At 44.1% G+C, this 16,743-nt stretch carries 11 protein-coding genes and 1 riboswitch; of the genes, 5 read left to right on the top strand and 6 right to left on the bottom strand.

Annotated elements, in window-relative coordinates; all coding sequences use genetic code 11:
• Nucleotides 1–774, bottom strand: a complete 774-nt coding sequence (locus G9X63_RS07405; RefSeq protein WP_252622211.1) for a polyprenol monophosphomannose synthase — start codon at nt 772–774, stop codon at nt 1–3.
• Nucleotides 775–1,344, bottom strand: a complete 570-nt coding sequence (locus G9X63_RS07410) for a DNA-3-methyladenine glycosylase I (protein WP_130923714.1) — start codon at nt 1,342–1,344, stop codon at nt 775–777.
• Nucleotides 1,345–1,424: 80 nt separating this feature from the next.
• Nucleotides 1,425–1,617: riboswitch (cobalamin riboswitch) on the top strand.
• 75 nt (nt 1,618–1,692) lie between these two features.
• Here G9X63_RS07410 and G9X63_RS07415 point away from each other — a divergent pair.
• The gene (locus tag G9X63_RS07415; protein ID WP_252622213.1) at nt 1,693–3,837 is read left to right on the top strand and encodes a TonB-dependent receptor plug domain-containing protein; all 2,145 of its coding nucleotides are present in this window, start codon (nt 1,693–1,695) and stop codon (nt 3,835–3,837) included.
• Nucleotides 3,838–3,933: 96 nt separating this feature from the next.
• On the opposite strand, the gene G9X63_RS07420 is transcribed toward G9X63_RS07415, so the two are convergent.
• Nucleotides 3,934–4,449: a DUF4833 domain-containing protein gene (locus tag G9X63_RS07420; RefSeq protein WP_161566484.1), complete on the bottom strand. Its 516-nt coding sequence runs from the start codon at nt 4,447–4,449 to the stop codon at nt 3,934–3,936.
• 174 nt (nt 4,450–4,623) lie between these two features.
• Here G9X63_RS07420 and G9X63_RS07425 point away from each other — a divergent pair, with 174 nt between their 5' ends.
• The 3 genes from G9X63_RS07425 to infB are packed head-to-tail and all read left to right on the top strand — an operon-like array spanning nt 4,624 to nt 9,146.
• Nucleotides 4,624–5,103, top strand: coding sequence for a ribosome maturation factor RimP (locus G9X63_RS07425; protein ID WP_130895985.1), 480 nt, complete (start codon nt 4,624–4,626; stop codon nt 5,101–5,103).
• 17 nt (nt 5,104–5,120) lie between these two features.
• Nucleotides 5,121–6,368 carry a transcription termination factor NusA gene (gene nusA / locus G9X63_RS07430; RefSeq protein WP_130895986.1) on the top strand — a complete coding sequence of 416 codons (1,248 nt, stop codon included), beginning with the start codon at nt 5,121–5,123 and terminating at the stop codon, nt 6,366–6,368.
• Nucleotides 6,369–6,407: 39 nt separating this feature from the next.
• Entirely contained in the window at nt 6,408–9,146 is a 2,739-nt protein-coding gene (infB, locus tag G9X63_RS07435) for a translation initiation factor IF-2 (protein ID WP_252622215.1), read from the top strand.
• 291 nt (nt 9,147–9,437) lie between these two features.
• On the opposite strand, the gene G9X63_RS07440 is transcribed toward infB, so the two are convergent.
• Entirely contained in the window at nt 9,438–10,454 is a 1,017-nt protein-coding gene (locus G9X63_RS07440; RefSeq protein WP_252622217.1) for a PorP/SprF family type IX secretion system membrane protein, read from the bottom strand.
• A 71-nt stretch (nt 10,455–10,525) separates the two neighbouring features.
• On the opposite strand from G9X63_RS07440, the gene G9X63_RS07445 reads away from it, so the two are divergent.
• Nucleotides 10,526–13,279, top strand: coding sequence for a T9SS type B sorting domain-containing protein (locus tag G9X63_RS07445; protein WP_252622219.1), 2,754 nt, complete (start codon nt 10,526–10,528; stop codon nt 13,277–13,279).
• Here the strand turns inward: G9X63_RS07445 and G9X63_RS07450 are convergent.
• Both G9X63_RS07450 and G9X63_RS07455 read right to left on the bottom strand, forming a co-directional pair.
• Nucleotides 13,276–15,192 (bottom strand): amidophosphoribosyltransferase, encoded by a 1,917-nt coding sequence (locus G9X63_RS07450; protein WP_130895990.1) that lies wholly within the window; start codon nt 15,190–15,192, stop codon nt 13,276–13,278. The genes G9X63_RS07445 and G9X63_RS07450 overlap by 4 nt on opposite strands.
• Before the next feature lie 85 nt (nt 15,193–15,277).
• Nucleotides 15,278–16,738, bottom strand: coding sequence for an NADH-quinone oxidoreductase subunit N (locus tag G9X63_RS07455; RefSeq protein ID WP_252622221.1), 1,461 nt, complete (start codon nt 16,736–16,738; stop codon nt 15,278–15,280).
• Nucleotides 16,739–16,743: the final 5 nt, after the last annotated feature.

Consider the following 16,743-nt stretch of genomic DNA (forward strand, 5'->3'; position numbering starts at 1 on the left):
TTAGGCTTGGTAACGCTTGAACAAACTATTGACTTTCATTTGGATTACTCCGAAAATCGCTTCTTTAAAAATATTCGCGGACATCTTACTCGTCCCTTTCGTGCGATCCGTGAAAATTATGGGTACCTCGACTAGCTTAAAGCCATACTTCCAGGTGGTAAATTTCATTTCGACTTGGAAGGCATAACCGATAAATTTGATTTGGTCCAAAGGAATAGTTTCTAACGTCTTTCTGCGGTAACAAACAAATCCAGCGGTCGCATCTTGTACCTTCATTCCGGTGATAAAGCGAACATAAAATCCTGCAAAATAGGACATTAGTACACGTCCCATAGGCCAATTGACCACGTTTACGCCATTAATGTAGCGGGATCCGATAGACATATCGCCATTTCCAGCCTCTTCTTCTGGTAGGTTTTCCTCCTTTAACTCTGCGGGTGTCGCGCAGGCTTTGAACAGGCGAATTAAATCATCCGGGTTATGGGAAAAGTCTGCATCCATCTCGAAGATGAAGTCGTAGCCTTTAGAAAGGGCGATTTTGAAGCCTTCAATGTAGGCGGTGCCTAATCCTAATTTGCCTTTTCTCTCGAGTAGGTGAATACGTCCTTCATTTGCTTGTTGTAGGCGTTTTACTTGTAGCGCAGTGCCGTCAGGAGAACCATCATCCACAATCAAGACATCAAAAACAGGGTCTAGGCTCAAGACCTTCAAGAGGATGGCTTCGATGTTTTCAATCTCGTTGTAGGTGGGGATAATGACTATCCGTTTGTTCATTTAGCTATTATTAGGATGGCGAAAGCATTCGGTGGTATGATCGTTCACTAATCCAGCGGCCTGCATCAACGCATAACAAATGGTAGGACCGACAAATCGGAATCCATTCTTCTTTAGAGATTTGCTCAAAAGGACAGAAATTTCTGTGCTGGCGGGTAAGTCTCCGTGTTGGGCAAAGTGGTTTAGGATAGGCGTATGGCCCACAAACTCCCAAATATATTGGTTAAAGCTACCAAATTTTTCCTGAATTTTAATAAAAGCCAGCGCATTCGTTCGAACGGAACTGATTTTTAGGCGATTTCGGATGATGTGTTCGTTTTTCATTTGGGCTTCGAGCTGCGCATCTGTCCAGTTTGCTAACAGGTGGTAGTCGAATTGCGCGAAGGCTTCTCTGAAGGCTTCGCGTCGTTTCAAAATGGTAATCCAGGAGAGGCCGGCTTGGAAACCTTCGAGGATGAGGAGCTCAAAAAGTGCTTCATCGCGGTGTTCCGGATTACCCCATTCGAGGTCGTGGTAGGTTTGGTATAATTCATCTGAACCACACCAGCGGCAGCGTATTTTGTTGTCCATCATTTGAGTTTCTTTTTACAAAATAGGAGAATATATTTCGAATCTTTGGCCCAACAAATTGATAAAATAGAAATTGAATTACCTTTGTGGTAGCGAAAGGTTCTGCGCCGCTTCGAACGGCGTTGATTAATAGGGAATTTGGTGAAAATCCGAAACTGTCCCCGCAACTGTAAATTTTCAAAAAGCTTTTCAATCTAGGGTCACTGGCGTCGCTGGGAAGGCCGAAAAGCAAGGGAAATGAGTCAGGAGACCTGCCTTTTACTATTCTTGACCTTGTTTTACGGAGGATGATCCGAGGTCGAGCGTTCGATTACCTTTTTATTTCACAGGCCCAGATGGGCAAAAAACATGTTAAACGTAGTAGTTATTGCGGCCGCGCTATGGTCGGGCAGTAGTCAGTATCCAGTAGTCAGTAGTCAGGAGGCGGTAGCCAGGGGTCAGTATCCAGTAGTCAGTAGTCCGGAGGGAACGAGTCAGGAGGCGGTAGCCAGGGGTCAGTATCCAGTAGTCAGTAGTCGGGAGGAATCATCCACCATTAACCATTCACCATTTAGCAGTGGACAGTCGTCCTTAGCCAGTAGTCAGGAAAAAATCTCCTCTCTACAATCTACCATCTCTACTCTATACTCTCCTCTCTCTACTCTCGAAAGGGATTCTACCTTGAGTGAGGTCACCATCTCCGCTCCCAAGTACCCAGAAAAACTGGATCGCTCGGGGAAAGTGGTTTCGGTCATTTCGGCCGAAATGATCCAGGCCAATCAGGGGAAAAGTCTAGGTGAATTACTCCAGCAAAGTGTAGGTGTCGCAGTAGTAGGCGCGCGCAGCGCGCCGGGGACAAACCAGGAGATTTATGTGAGGGGTGCGAATACGGGCCACGTTCTGTTGTTGATGGACGGATTTCCACTGAATGACCCATCCCATATTTCGTCGGTGATGGATTGGAACTTGATTTCTTTGGCAAACATCGAACGCATCGAAATCCTTAAAGGAGGCCAATCTACGCTGTATGGATCAGATGCGATGGCGGCTGTCATCAATTTAGTGACGAAGAAAAACGTGAAAGGAATACAGTTAGTTCTGCAAGGCGGTGGCCTAGGTACGCACCAAGAACAAATTTCTTGGTCTACAACTCGAGGGAATAACCAGTTTCAAATACAGGCCCAAAATTACGCGACGGATGGTTTTTCTTCGGCCAAAATAGCTCAAGGAAAAGCGGAGGCCGATGGATTTAAGCAGCAAAGTTGGGGGTTGAAATGGGGGCGTGATATGGGAAAATTAGGTAACCTAGATTTCTCCTATTCGTCACAGTTGTATCAAGGGAATGTAGATAATGGTCCCTTTGTAGATGATCAGGATTATACTTCGGAGGCCGTAAGTCATTCGTTCAGAGCGCAATACCAGGTGAGTAAATTCACAATTCGTGCCTTTCAAGATCTAATTCATCGGGAGTTTCGTAACGATTCTTCGGATGTCGCTGCAAATGCTTGGTCGAAATTTAGTCTTTCGAGTTATGTAGGTTTAAATCAAGGATTGGAAGCTTTTGTGAAGATTCCCGTAAAGGAAAATGCCACTTTGTTAATTGGTTCTGAATATAGACGCCAAAAAACGGAGCAAAGCGATCTTTCCATCAGCGACTATGGTCCTTACATTTCACCTGATTTAGCAGAGAAACAAAAGACTCAGCAAATTGTGGGAACTTATGCGACCTGGCAGCAGAGTTGGGGTAAATTTGGTTACGAGGTGGGGGCGCGATGGAATGCGCAATCGACTTTTGGAAACTATTTTACCTATAATCTGAATCCGTATTGGGCTATTTCGCAGACAGCGAAATTCTTTGGCAATTATTATGCCAGTTTCAAAACGCCTTCGATCTATCAATTAGCCTCTCCTTATGGCAACCTAGATTTACAACCAGAACAGGGGAAAACGATCGAATTTGGGGTGGAAAAGAAGTTGAAGGCGTGGAGAATTCGTGCTGTGGCTTTTGAAAATCAAGTGAATCAGGGGATTGTTTTTCAAGCGATGGATATCGAGCCTTTTGGCAAATACCAAAACATCTCCCAGCAGCAAACCCACGGAATCGAATTCGAGATTAGCTACCAGACTTCGAAATTTCAAGCGGATTTCAATTATACGTATTTGAAAGGGGAGATGACGGACCGCGATTCGACTTATTCGTCCTTGATTCGCCGCCCAACGAATGCCTGGAATCTGTATTTGCAGGCAAAGTTGGCGAATAAATGGTCGGTTGGATTATCAAATCAATTTGTGGGCCAAAGAACGGACTACTTCTACGATGAGTCGACCTATTCCGTTCAACCGAACCCTATGGCTGCTTATATCTGGACTGATATTTCGGTTCATTATCAACTCAATGCCAAATGGAAGGTTTCAGCCGTGTTAAAAAATGCGCTGAATCAAGAAATAATGGAGATTACGGGGTATAGCGGGCAACCGAGGAACTTACAAATTTCCCTACTGGGAAATTTGTAGAGTAGAGATAATAGAGAAGAGAGTATAGATTATAGAATAGAGATAAGATTTTGAGATTTTTATCTCTACTCTATACTCTCTTATCTCTACTCTACTTTATGGCTTAAACTTCTCATACACATCCCTCCCCGTCACCGGGTCCTTCCCAAAAAGTTCGATGTAGTTCACGGTGGTCATGAATTTCGAATCGTCCACACTGACGAAGACACGCTTGAGGATTTGCATCTTTCCGTTGATGGGAAATAACGCGATAGGGTCACCGGTTGCGTCTTGTTTGACCATAAACTTCCGTTTTCTGTAAGCTAAGAAATGTCCTTCGTAAGTATTAGGTATTCCTGTTACTGCGCTAGTATATAAACCATAGGCCAATGTTCGCTGGATGGCTGTTAATTCCTCTTTTTGGCCTTTTTCTCCAAAACGATACCAATACGTGTGAACCGGGTCTTTCGCGTTCAATTTTCCTGCGATCACGTTAGCGTCGTAGACCACTACATTCGCATTCGTGCTTCGTTGTATGAAGAAAAGGCGGTTAGGGGAATCAGGAGGGCTCGGGAATCGGTCGCCGCCAAGGCTACAAAAGGTAATTAGAAGAAGGAGCGACGTCAGTTTCATTGGAAATAATTTGAACCTGCAAATAACGAAAAAAAATGCAATGTGATTTGCTGCTGACTTTCTATCCTGCATCAAATGCTTGTTTTTACCAAGTTTATGCGTATCTTTGTGGAGAATTAAGGAAAAGAAGAGGGGTTTTAATCCCTCTTTTTGTTTTCATAGCCCTGTAGAAAGATGGATTTAACGAGTAAACTAAAAGATTGGACATTGGAGTATATCGGCGATGGCCCTTTGCTTCTGGTCGATTTTTCGGTGTCTCAGGGTGCTAAAAGAACCTTAATAACGATTCTGGTGGATACACTGGAAGGGGTAACTATTGATCAATGTGCCTTAATGAGCCGTAAATTAGCTCACTTCATTGAAGAGGGCGTGCTGATTGAAGAAGCCTATAATTTAGAAGTATCTTCGCCGGGTTTGGACTTTCCATTAAGCCAAGGCTGGCAATTTCAGAAGAATCTGGGCCGCAAGGTGAAGGTTTGGATGAAAAATAAAGACGCAGAAAACGTAGAAGGGACTTTGGTTTCGAATACAGAAGAGGCGGTGGAAATCTTAACAGAGAAGACCGTCAAGCATAGAAAAATCGTTGCAAAAGAGGCCACTTGGTTTCCGTTAGCAGAGGTAGATAAAATAAAAGTACAAGTGTCATTTCAATAAACAAAGAAGAGATAGCAATGAACAGTGTTGAATTAATTTCGTCATTTTCAGACTTTGCTCGGGAGAAAAACATTGACAAGCCGACGATGATCGCGGTTTTAGAAGAGGTTTTTCGTACCATGATTCGCAAGAAATTCGGGGCAGACGAAAATTTTAATGTCATTATCAATGCCGAAAGCGGCGACTTAGAGATGTGGCGTAGCCGCGAGATCGTAGACGATAACTCAGAAGATATCTGGGATTTCGATAAAATACCTTTGAGCGAAGCGAAGTTAATCGAGCCCGATTTTGAAATCGGTGAAGAGGTAGCTGAGTTAGTGAAATTAGAGGATTTTGGTCGTCGTGTTGTTCAAACTGCTCGTCAAACATTGATTCAAAAGATCAAGGATATTGAAAAAGAAGGTTTGTACGAAAAATACAAAGACTTAGTAGGTGAATTAGTGACTTCAGAGGTATACCAAATCCTAGGTCGCGAATTGATCTTATTAGATAGCGATGATAACGAATTAGTCTTGCCTAAGACAGAGATGATCTCGAAGGATCGTTTCAAGAAAGGGGAGACAATCAAGGCCATCATCCACAAAGTGGAAATGGCCAATGGTACACCTCGTATCATTTTATCTCGTGTTTCTCCGGTATTCTTAGAGCGTTTATTCGAACAAGAAATTCCTGAGATTTATGACGGTACGATTACCATTCGTAAGATTGTTCGTGAACCAGGTGAGCGTGCGAAAGTGGCTGTAGAGTCATTTGATGACCGTATCGATCCAGTAGGTGCTTGCGTAGGTATGAAAGGTTCTCGTATTCACGGTATTGTTCGTGAATTACAAAACGAAAATATTGACGTGATTAACTTCACGGATAATTTAGAATTATTAGTAGCGCGTACGTTAAGCCCAGCGAAATTGAATTCAATGGCGATTGACAAAGAGCGTCGCCGTATTTCGGTGTATTTAAATTCAGATCAGGTTTCTATGGCAATTGGTCGTGGAGGTCAAAACATCAAGTTAGCGGGTAAATTAGTAGGTTACGAAATCGATGTATTCCGTGATGTACCTAAGGATGAGCTAGATGATGAGGATGTGGAATTGACAGAATTCTCTAACGAAATTGAGGCTTGGATTTTAGATGAGCTTCACAAAATCGGTTTAGATACAGCGAAACAAGTTTTGGCCTTATCTAAAGAAGAGTTAGAGCGTAGAACGGAGTTAGAAGAAGGTACGATCGATGAGATCCTAGCGGTATTGCGTTCTGAGTTTGAGTAGTTTATTAAAATAAAAAGAATTTAGTTTTTTGTAATTTTTATGGCAGAAGAAAAAACAATGCGGTTGAGCCTTGTAGCAAAGCAAATAAACGTGGGAACGTCTACGATCCTACAGTTTCTCTCTGCGAAAGGTCACAAAATTGACAATAACCCCAACGCCAAACTGAACTTTGAGCAGTTGACCTTGTTAGCGAAGGAATATGGTGCGAACCATATTTTGGAATCCTCTGTAGAGGCTCCCAAGCCGGCACCAGCACCAGAACCGGTCGTTGTTGCAGCACCTGCGCCTACACCAGCACCCGCTCCAGAGCCAGCGGTGGAAAAGCCAGCTCCTGTAGTGGAGGCTCCTAAAGCGGCAGAAGCACTAGCTCCTGTGGCCGAGGCTCCTGTCGAAGAGAAGCAGATGGGATTGAAGATTTTGGGAAAAATCGAATTGGATAAAAAGGGTAATCCAGTCGCTCCTAAGGCGGAAAAGGCTCCAGAGCCAACTCCTGCTCCGGCGCCTGCACCCACTCCGGCTCCAGCACCTAGCCCAGAGCCAGTGGCTGAAAAGCCGGCTCCGGCTCCTGCTCCAGCCCCAGTGGTGCCTGTAGCACCCGTGGCTCCTCCTGTTGCTGAGGTAGCAGATATTCAATTAATTGAGGCCAAAGGCGAGACCCTTAAAGGATTAACCGTTCTAGGTAAAATTGAATTGCCTGCCGCAGGTGATCGCGGAAATAACGCGAAACACAAGCGCAAGCGTATCATCAAAGAGGAGAAAAAACCAGCTCCATCTGTTCCTGGAACAGGCGGACGTCCAGGTGATAAAAAGGATTTCAATAAGAAACCAGCTCCAGGTGCTAAACCAGCACCGAAAGGAGAATTGTCAGATAAAGACATCCAAGAGCAAATCAAAGCCACGATGGCTCGCTTGCAAGGTGCGACCAATAAGCAAAGTTTCGGTGCAGATAAGCGCCGTGAGAAGCGTAAGGGTCGTGCAGAGGCAGAAGAGGCACGTATGATGGCGGAAGATGAGGAAGCAAAAGTATTGAAGGTGACGGAATTTATTTCTGCATCGGATTTGGCTTCTTTAATGGATACTTCTGTGAACGAGGTAATCTCGGCTTGTATGAGCTTAGGTATGTTCGTTTCCATTAACCAACGTTTGGATGCGGAAGCCATTACGGTGATCGCGGATGAATTTGGATTCGAGGTGAGCTTTGTTTCAGCAGAAGAGGAAATCGACGTTGTTGAGGTAGAAGTAGAGGATTCTCCAGAGGATTTAGTGCCGCGTGCGCCTATCGTTACGATTATGGGTCACGTCGATCACGGTAAAACTTCCTTACTAGATTATATTCGTCGGGCTAAAGTAGCCGCAGGTGAAGCGGGTGGTATCACCCAACACATTGGTGCTTACTCAGTAGAAACGAAATCAGGTAAGAAAGTTACTTTCTTAGATACACCTGGTCACGAAGCCTTTACAGCGATGCGTGCCCGTGGTGCGAAAGTAACCGATATTGTTATCATCGTAATCGCAGCGGACGACTCTGTGATGCCTCAAACAAAAGAGGCTATCAACCACTCCATGGTGGCTGGTGTTCCAATCGTTTTTGCTTTCTCTAAGATTGATAAAGACGGTGCAAATTCAGACAAAGTACGTGAGGAGTTAGCAGCCATGAATATGCTTGTAGAGGATTGGGGTGGTAAATACCAATGCCAAGAAATCTCGTCTAAGTCTGGTCAAGGTATCGATGATTTATTAGAAAAAGTATTATTAGAAGCGGAGATGCTTGAATTAACGGCTAACCCTAAGAAGAAAGCGGTAGGTTCGGTTATTGAAGCAGAATTAGATAAAGGACGTGGTTATGTAACTACCTTGTTAGTTCAAGCAGGTACATTAAACGTGGGTGATATGATGTTAGCGGGTGATAATTACGGTCGTGTGAAAGCGATGTTTGACCACCACGGTAACAAAATTAAAAAAGCAGGTCCATCTACTCCAGTTCAAGTGTTAGGCTTAAACGGAGCGCCACAAGCAGGTGATAAATTACTTTGCTTAGAAAACGAGCGTGAGGCACGTGAGATTGCGAACAAGCGGGAGCAAATTCTACGGGAACAAACGTTGCGTACCCGTAAACACATCACTTTGGAGGAGATTGGTCGTCGTAAGGCAATCGGTACTTTCCGTGAGTTGAACGTGATCGTAAAAGGTGACGTGGATGGTTCAGTAGAGGCTCTTTCGGATTCCTTGATGAAGTTATCGACCGAGGAGGTTCAAGTACGAATCATTCACAGAGGTGTAGGTCAGGTTTCTGAATCCGATGTGGCTTTAGCGTCTACTTCTGATGCGGTTATCATCGCGTTCCAAGTTCGTCCATCACAAAACGCTCGTCGTTTAGCTGATACAGAACAAATCGAAATCCGTAACTACTCGATCATCTACCAGGCTATCGACGAAATTAAAGCTGCGATGGAAGGTCTATTAGCTCCTTCATTCGAAGAGGTAATTACATCGAACATCGAAATTCGTGACGTATTTAAGATCACCAAAATCGGTACAGTAGCTGGTTGCTACGTATTAGACGGAACAGTGAAACGTGCTCACAAGATTCGTGTCATCCGTGATTTCGTGGTTGTACACGACGGAGAAATCTCTGCCTTGAAGCGTTTCAAAGACGATGTGGCTGAAGTTAAATTCGGTTACGAGTGCGGTCTATCTGTCAAAAACTTCAACGATTTAGAAGTAGGCGATATGTTAGAGTGCTATGAAATGAAAGAAGTAAAAAGAACATTAAAATAACAAAAGCCCCGGAAGGGGCTTTGTTATTTTAATAGAGTAGAGATAATAGAGTATAGATTAAAGCATAGAGCATAAAGCACAAAGAATAAAGTAGGTATCCCTTCGGGATGAATATATTAGGTGTTTGCGCGCAATTTTCTACGAATTGAAACCTCATTTCAGTGTCTATCTGAAAATAAGTCAAAAAAGGGAGCAAATGCTCCCTTTTTTGTATTTATAACAATAGTAATAAAACATTTCTGAATGTATCCCCGCAGGGGATTCCAACTCTATACTCTATACTCTATGCTGTTAAAACTTCGGACAAGCGAAACTTTGGCGGTAGCGTTGGAAGGATTTTCTTTGGCCAAAATCCCAGTTTAAGACATAGGAGAAGCTCAATTCGTGTGCTCCTCCGGAACCCAAACCTAAACCTGAGACCGTAAAATCATAGGAATAGCCAAAGGAGTACCGATTGTTTTGATAGCCAACTAATCCAATGAGAGATTCTCGACTCGTCGAGGATTCAGAAGTACCTTTATTCAACGGCAATCCGCGGTACCACAAACCAATAACTAAGGGGTCTACTTGCAGGTAAGTTCCTAGGTCTAGTTGGCTAAAGGCGCCTTGATTTTTAACGTAAAGTGCTGGTTTAAGGTTTTTTCCTTCAGAGATTGGTAGGCTGAGGCCTGCCATGAGCGCGTATTTAGGGGCGATTAAATCATCGCTAGAGCGGATGAGGGATTGGTTAGGTCGGTTTAAATGGTGCACAGATGCTCCGAGCCAGTAATTGGAATGGTTCAATACCAAGCCGGCTGAAATGTCCATATAACTCACGCGGTTCACAAAGGAAAGGGCAGTAGGGTCAAACGTATTTCCTAAGGTACCGTTGACTAAAAATTGGCCTAATTGATCTCCGTAGGTTAAATGGCTATAATCTAAACTGCGGAAAACGCCTGAACCTTGGATGCCCATGGAAAGTAAAGTATTCTCATTTAGGTTTGCGTGGTAGGCGTATTGAAGGCTGATGGAGTTCGTTTGGAGACTAGAAAATTGCTTGTCTGAGGAGAAAAGTAGTCCGATGCCACTGTTGATTTTTCCCAAGCTGACTTCTACTGCTCCGGCCGAATACTGGTAATTAGCCGATTGATTCGGCCATTGGTTTCGATGCGTTAAATAGACCTTGTTTTGATCTTGCAAACCGGCGAAGGCGGGGGAGTTGAGTAGGGGGTTCGCTAGGTTTTGGGATAATTGCGGATCTTGCGCTGAGAGCGAAAGGGCGCTCAGTAAAAATAAGAAAGTAGAAAAAATGGATAAACGAGTCCACATAGCTCAGCAATTTACATTCATGCAACGCAATAACCAATTTATTGACTTATTTTGTGGTTGATTCTAAAACCATGTACCGGACCTTATTATTTCTCTTCCTATCCCTAACGGCTTTCGCTCAAGTTCCCAGAACGATTGAGGTGAGAAACAATTGTATCACTCAATGTAATAATTGTACGGATGCGCCGGCCGGAACGGTTTTTGAAATTCGTGATCATTATCCGTCGTCAGCGACTTATTTATGGGATTTTGGTGAAGCCGGTGCGACCTCTACTGCGCGAACAGGAGTATATCAATATTGTAATCCGGGTGTCAAAAAAGTGTCCTTGCAAGTAACCTCTGGTGGCGTGACTACTGTTTATGGTCCTCAGGACGTTAAAATAGGGGCTTTGCCTGATTTTATTTTGGGTAAAGATTCGAACGACACGACCTTAATGATTTGTAAAGGGGATCCGGTGGTGTTGAATGCGTTTGGGTCTGTATCTAAACCGGCCTTTCCGGTGGGTGTTTCCTGGTTTCCGAAAGGTCAGACGACGGACACTATTCGCGTCTCGGAATCAGGTTGCTACTCGGTAGTCGTGACGGATTTAAGTTCGGGCTGTGCGGCAGAGGCAAAAATGGAGGTGAAGATCTGCGGCGAGCAACCGAAGGCAGGGGGAGAGGATGGATGGAATTTTGGCACAAATGCTTCCTTAAAATTTACGGGTGGATCATCCACTCCTTCAGCAGGCAGAGGACCGATGACAACGCCGGAAGGTGTGGCCAAAATGACAGATGAGAATAATGATCTCATTTTCTATACCAATGGTTCGCGTGTCTATGCGAAGGATAATTCACTCGTCGCGCAAGGACTCAATGGCGATACGACTCAAATTCAAGGAGTAGCCATTTTGCCTAAAACGACGTGCAAAGGCTGTCAGGCCGAATATTATATCTTTACCCTGCGCAAGAATGCAGCGGGAGAAAACCAGGTGTATTATAGTATCTACGATCGTAAATTGAATGGAGGTAAGGGTGGTGTCTCCATCAAAAATCAATTCCTGAGTCCAGCGCCGTCTGCGGAACGCTTTGGCGTCGCTGTCAGTGGTGGAGATTATTATTGGTTGCAAACGCAAGATGCAGATTCAACTATTTTAAGAACATTTAAAGTATCTAAAGCGGGAATTAGTGGGCCCATAGAATCCGTTGCTAATTCTCTCGTTCAAGGGCCTTCGGCATCCTCTCATTTTTCGCGGGATGGCAAAGTACTAGCCATCGCCTATGTAAGTCCGCCTTCGAATCAAGTGGATATCTATGATTTCGATGTGGCCACTGGAAAAACCACCTTTAGGTATCGAATTCCGCTTGCGAACAGTCCGTATGGCGTGGAGTTTTCGGCTGATGGTAAAATAGTGTATGCCTCAACGAATGTGGGTCCTAATGCCCAGATTTGGCAATATTCCATCTCGTCGAAAGATTCGAGTGCTATGCAAAGATCCCAAAGTCTTTTGTGGTCTGGCCTTGGTAAAATAGGGGCTCTTCAGGGAGATCCTTCCAGCGGTTCGATCATTTATGCGGCGTTTCAGGGAAGTTCGAGTCTGGGAAAAATTGTCAATCCGGATATTTCGCTGAAAGATTCAACACGGACGATTAGAGCGACCTTTGTTCGAAATGGATTGAATTTAGCGGCTGGAACGACCAGTGGTTTAGGCTTGCCTCTATCGATTGTATTAACACCCAAACCTAATTCTACGCCCAGTATTCAGCAAAGTTGTGATGGAACAACCTATCATTTTAAGGTGAGTCAAGATTTGTGCGACCCGATTAAGAATGATCGTTTGGACTGGAAGATTTACCAAAGTACGCTGGATCCGACGCGCAATGCAGACGGGCTACTCGTTCCTTTGAATCCGGCTGGAACCTTATTGTATTCGTATACGGGAACAGAAATGACCTATGATTTCAAGAAGGCTGGAGATTATGTGGTAACCGTGGCGATTTCTAATGCGTGTTTGACGAATTATATGTTGGATGCGTCTGCTTACCATGTGGAATTATTAGATCCTTTTGTGTTGCCAGCAAGTTATACGTTTATCTGTAAGGAAGAGGGTCAAATAGGACCTACATCCGTACCTCCTGTGGCGGCATTTACCTACCAATGGAGTACGGGAGAGTCCTCGCGTTTTATTACTGTGCCCAAGCCGAGCGGAAACTATACCCTAGAAATTAAGGAGGATGCCTCCGGTTGCTCTATTAAAAAGGAAACGCAAGTCAATTTTACGACGAATCCTTTAGCCGTGAAAAAGGCCGATGGAATTATTTGCAATGATAAACCGCTATCACCTTATTTAGTAACCTTAGTTCCTTCTCCTGCTAATTTGCAGGTTTCTTGGCAGGCGAATCCGGGAATTGTTTCGGGTTGGAATTCGAAAGACCTACAGATTAATCGCAGTGGACTTTATTCTTTTACCCTGCGCGATAGCGATGGATGCGAGCTACAAGATAGCGTGAAGATCGAGGATAAATGTGATGCAGTTTTGATCGCCCCTACCGTATTTACGCCTAATGGCGATGGGCAAAATGATGTTTTTGAGCCGTCCTATAACTGGAATGAACCGAATGCGACCTATCCTAAATCGAGAACGCAGGTGATTTCCTTAGAGATTTATAACCGCTGGGGAGAGCAACTGTATCGCACGAAAGGCCCTGTTTTTAGCTGGGATGGAACCTATAATGGGGCCAAAGTTCCGCAAGAAACCTACGCCTATATCATACGCTACCAAGCGATCGATTATCCTGAAAAGGGAGTGCAAGAAAAACGCGGAGCGGTCGTCGTCGTATATTAATACGCGCGAACTTCGATCCCCTTCATAAAGTTAACGAATGATTTATTCACCACTTGATTACCTCCTGGTGTGGGGAAGTTTCCGGTGAAATACCAATCGCCAAGGTGATCTGGGCAGGCTACGTTCAGGTTCGCTACGGTTTGGTAAACGATCGAAAGTTCAGCTTTTAAGCCTTTAGGACGAACTATTTCTGCGATTTTATTCGAGATTTCTTCGTCTGTGAAGGGTGCATAGATCGCTTTCACAAAGTTCTCTTCTGACGCTGTGCCATTTTCCAAAGCATTCAAGCAACGTAAATTCACTTCGTCTAAGATATTTTCTAAGCCACGTTCTTTTAAAAGGGCTAATGCCGCACGGAAAGCAACAAATTCCTTCATTTTCGACATATCGATACCGTAGCAATCTGGGTAGCGAATTTGGGGAGCAGAAGAAACGATAACGATTTTCTTAGGGGATAATTTATCCAATAATTTCAGGATACTTTTCTCTAAAGTGGTTCCACGAACGATGGAATCGTCGATGATTACCACGGAATCTACTTCTTTATTGATTACCTCATAGGTGGTGTCATATACATGCGCCACCATGTCGTCGCGCTGAGCGTCAGAGGTGATGAAGGTACGTACTTTCACGTCCTTGGAGATTAATTTCTCGACACGCGGACGGAAGGTTAATAATTCTTCGAGTTCTTGTTCGAAAAGGATGCCTTCCATGATGGCATTCTTCCGTTCTTTGGCCAAATGATCTTCAAGACCATCAATCATGCCTAGGAATGCCGTTTCTGCCGTGTTCGGAATGTAAGAGAATACCGTGTTTTTCAGGTCGTGATGTACCTCCTCTAATATTTGAGGGATTAACAACTGGCCTAATTTCTTACGCTCATGGTAGATATCTGGATCGGAACCGCGAGAGAAGTAGATGCGTTCGAATGAGCACGATTTTTGCTCTAAACGGTCGATGAAAGGCACTTCATTTACATTACCTTCGATGTCGATGATCAGGGCGTGGCCTGGAGTAATCTCCTTAATTTGATCGTAGGCGCAGTTAAAAGACGTCTTGATGGCTTGTTTTTCAGAAGCCACAACGGCCACTTCCTCATCTACATAATAGAAGGCTGGGCGAATACCCGCTGGGTCACGCGCCACAAATGAGGCACCATATCCAGTCATTCCCACCATCGCGTATCCACCGTCAAAATCCTTGCATGAACGCTCTAAAACGCGCTTCAAGTCAATTTCTTGGGCAATAATATCCGATAATTCTGGGTTCTCGTATTGGTCTTTGTATTTGCCAAATTGGCGTTGATTCTCTTCATCTAAAAAGTGGCCGATTTTTTCCATCACGGTAACCGTGTCTACTTTCTCTTTCGGGTGCTGACCTAAGGAAACTAATTTATCGAATAAATCGTCCACATTGGTCATATTGAAATTACCCGCCATCACGAGATTACGGCTTCTCCAGTTGTTTTGACGCAACATGGGGTGGCAGTTTTCGATCTCGTTTTGACCGTGTGTTCCGTATCGTAAATGGCCTAATAGTACCTCACCGGTGAAAGCGACATTTTCTTGCCACCAATCTGCGTCGTGTACGGCATCAATGCCGGTTTCGCGTTTGACGGATTTAGCTAGCTTTTGTGCTTTCGCGAATTTCTTATTGATTTTTCCAAAAATATCTGCCACCGCTTGTGGCTCTACCGAACGGTATCTGGAAATGTAGCGATGCCCTGGTTTTACGTTGATTTTGATATTCGCCACCCCGGCTCCATCTTGTCCTCTGTTGACTTGCTTCTCCATCATCAGATAAAGTTTGCTCAGTCCGTAAGTAGGGGTTTTGTATTTGTCTAAGTAGTGCTGAAAAGGCTTTCGTAGGCGGATGAGGGCAATTCCGCATTCGTGCTTAATAGAATCAGACATGGAAACGTGGGGCTATTTTGTAAATCAAGTCCAAAATTAGCCAAAATAAATGACCAATAAGCTGATTTTTTTATTTTTTTATCGACTATTTCCAAAGGTTTGTCAAGACCGCTGGGAATAAGAGAGATGCCATCAAAATCGCGGTTAAAAATCCGTAAGAGTAGATTTCGAGCGAAGTCAAATCCGCCCAAAGACGGGTTTTTTCTGTCGATTTTTTGAAATACAATTGGAAGGGAATTTTCAAATAATAAAAGAGTGAAATGGCGGTCACTAAAATAGCTACAATGAGTAAAATGAGCAGGCCGATAGCGGTCGTCGTTTCATAGTTTGACCACAACAAACTGAAGTAGGTCATCTTCGCAATAAAGGTTCCAGCTGGTGGTAATCCCACTAAGGCCACAAGTCCTGTGAGCAAGAAAAAGGAAGGTAAAGGTTTCTCAGAACCTAGCCCAGCAAAAGACGTGATCTTATCCGCTGCCGAATCGTCAATTAGATAGAAAACCAATAAACTGGCGATACTATATAAGAAGCCATAAAATAGAATTGCATCCAATGCCTGAATCGGTTGGAAGAACCAAGCCATCGCTAGAAAGCCGCCATGCGCGATGCTGGAGTAGGCGAGGAGACGTTTGGTATTGTTTTGGCCCAATGCTCCTAAATTTCCCACTAACAAAGTCAGTATCGCTAAAACAGCTAATTCATTCGCATAGGAAATGGGTAAACCGGGTAGCAAACGAACGCCCACAAAGGCTATTGCTAGTTTAGGTGCAGTCGAAATCCAAGTCATCCAGGCGGCCGGCAATTGCTCCATTACGTCTGGATTCCAGGGATGAAAAGGCGCCCAAGACATCTTGAACAATAAGCCCACCGCAAAAAGTCCTAAAGCAAAACCGCGCAAATAAGGGTCTGCCACTGAAATGCCTCGAGAGAAATCTACGCTCGTGAAATCTAAGGTCCCTGTCAGACCATACAGCAAAGAAATGCCGTAAATAAATAGGGCAGAGGACCCAAGTCCGAATAAAACATAGGGTAAACTGGCCCGCGAGGACTCTTTTCGAAGGCTTACTAGTACATAAGTACCCATCGACATCAATTCGATCGACAAGAATAAACTCAGGGCATTCGAGCTCAAGCTGCTCAATAAGGCACCCAATAAAATGGAAAGGAAGCCGGTCAGTTCTTCGAAGGTGAGGGATTTTTTATGGATTTGATTCATCAAAATGAGTAAAAATCCAATTCCTAAAATCAATGTATTGATGGCATTCGATCCTAAATTCACCTCAAATAAGCCGGAGGCAAAGGAGCCGGTTGAACCTAATTCAGATCGTTGAAAGCTGAGTGATAAGGCTAACAAAAGGGGGATTTGACAGGTAAAATAGCGCCAAGATGTACTAAATTTCTCTGTTTTGCCATGTAAAAATAATTCAATCAACAGGCTAAATAAGATCGTTCCCGCCACGATCAATTCAGGGATCGCTAGGTGTAATCCGGCCGTTATGGACTGGATTCTTTCTGCGAGCTGAGTGATGTTAGAAAACGTGGACATGTACG

It is taken from the genome of Aquirufa antheringensis, from assembly GCF_023921165.1.
Classification (GTDB): domain Bacteria; phylum Bacteroidota; class Bacteroidia; order Cytophagales; family Spirosomataceae; genus Aquirufa; species Aquirufa antheringensis.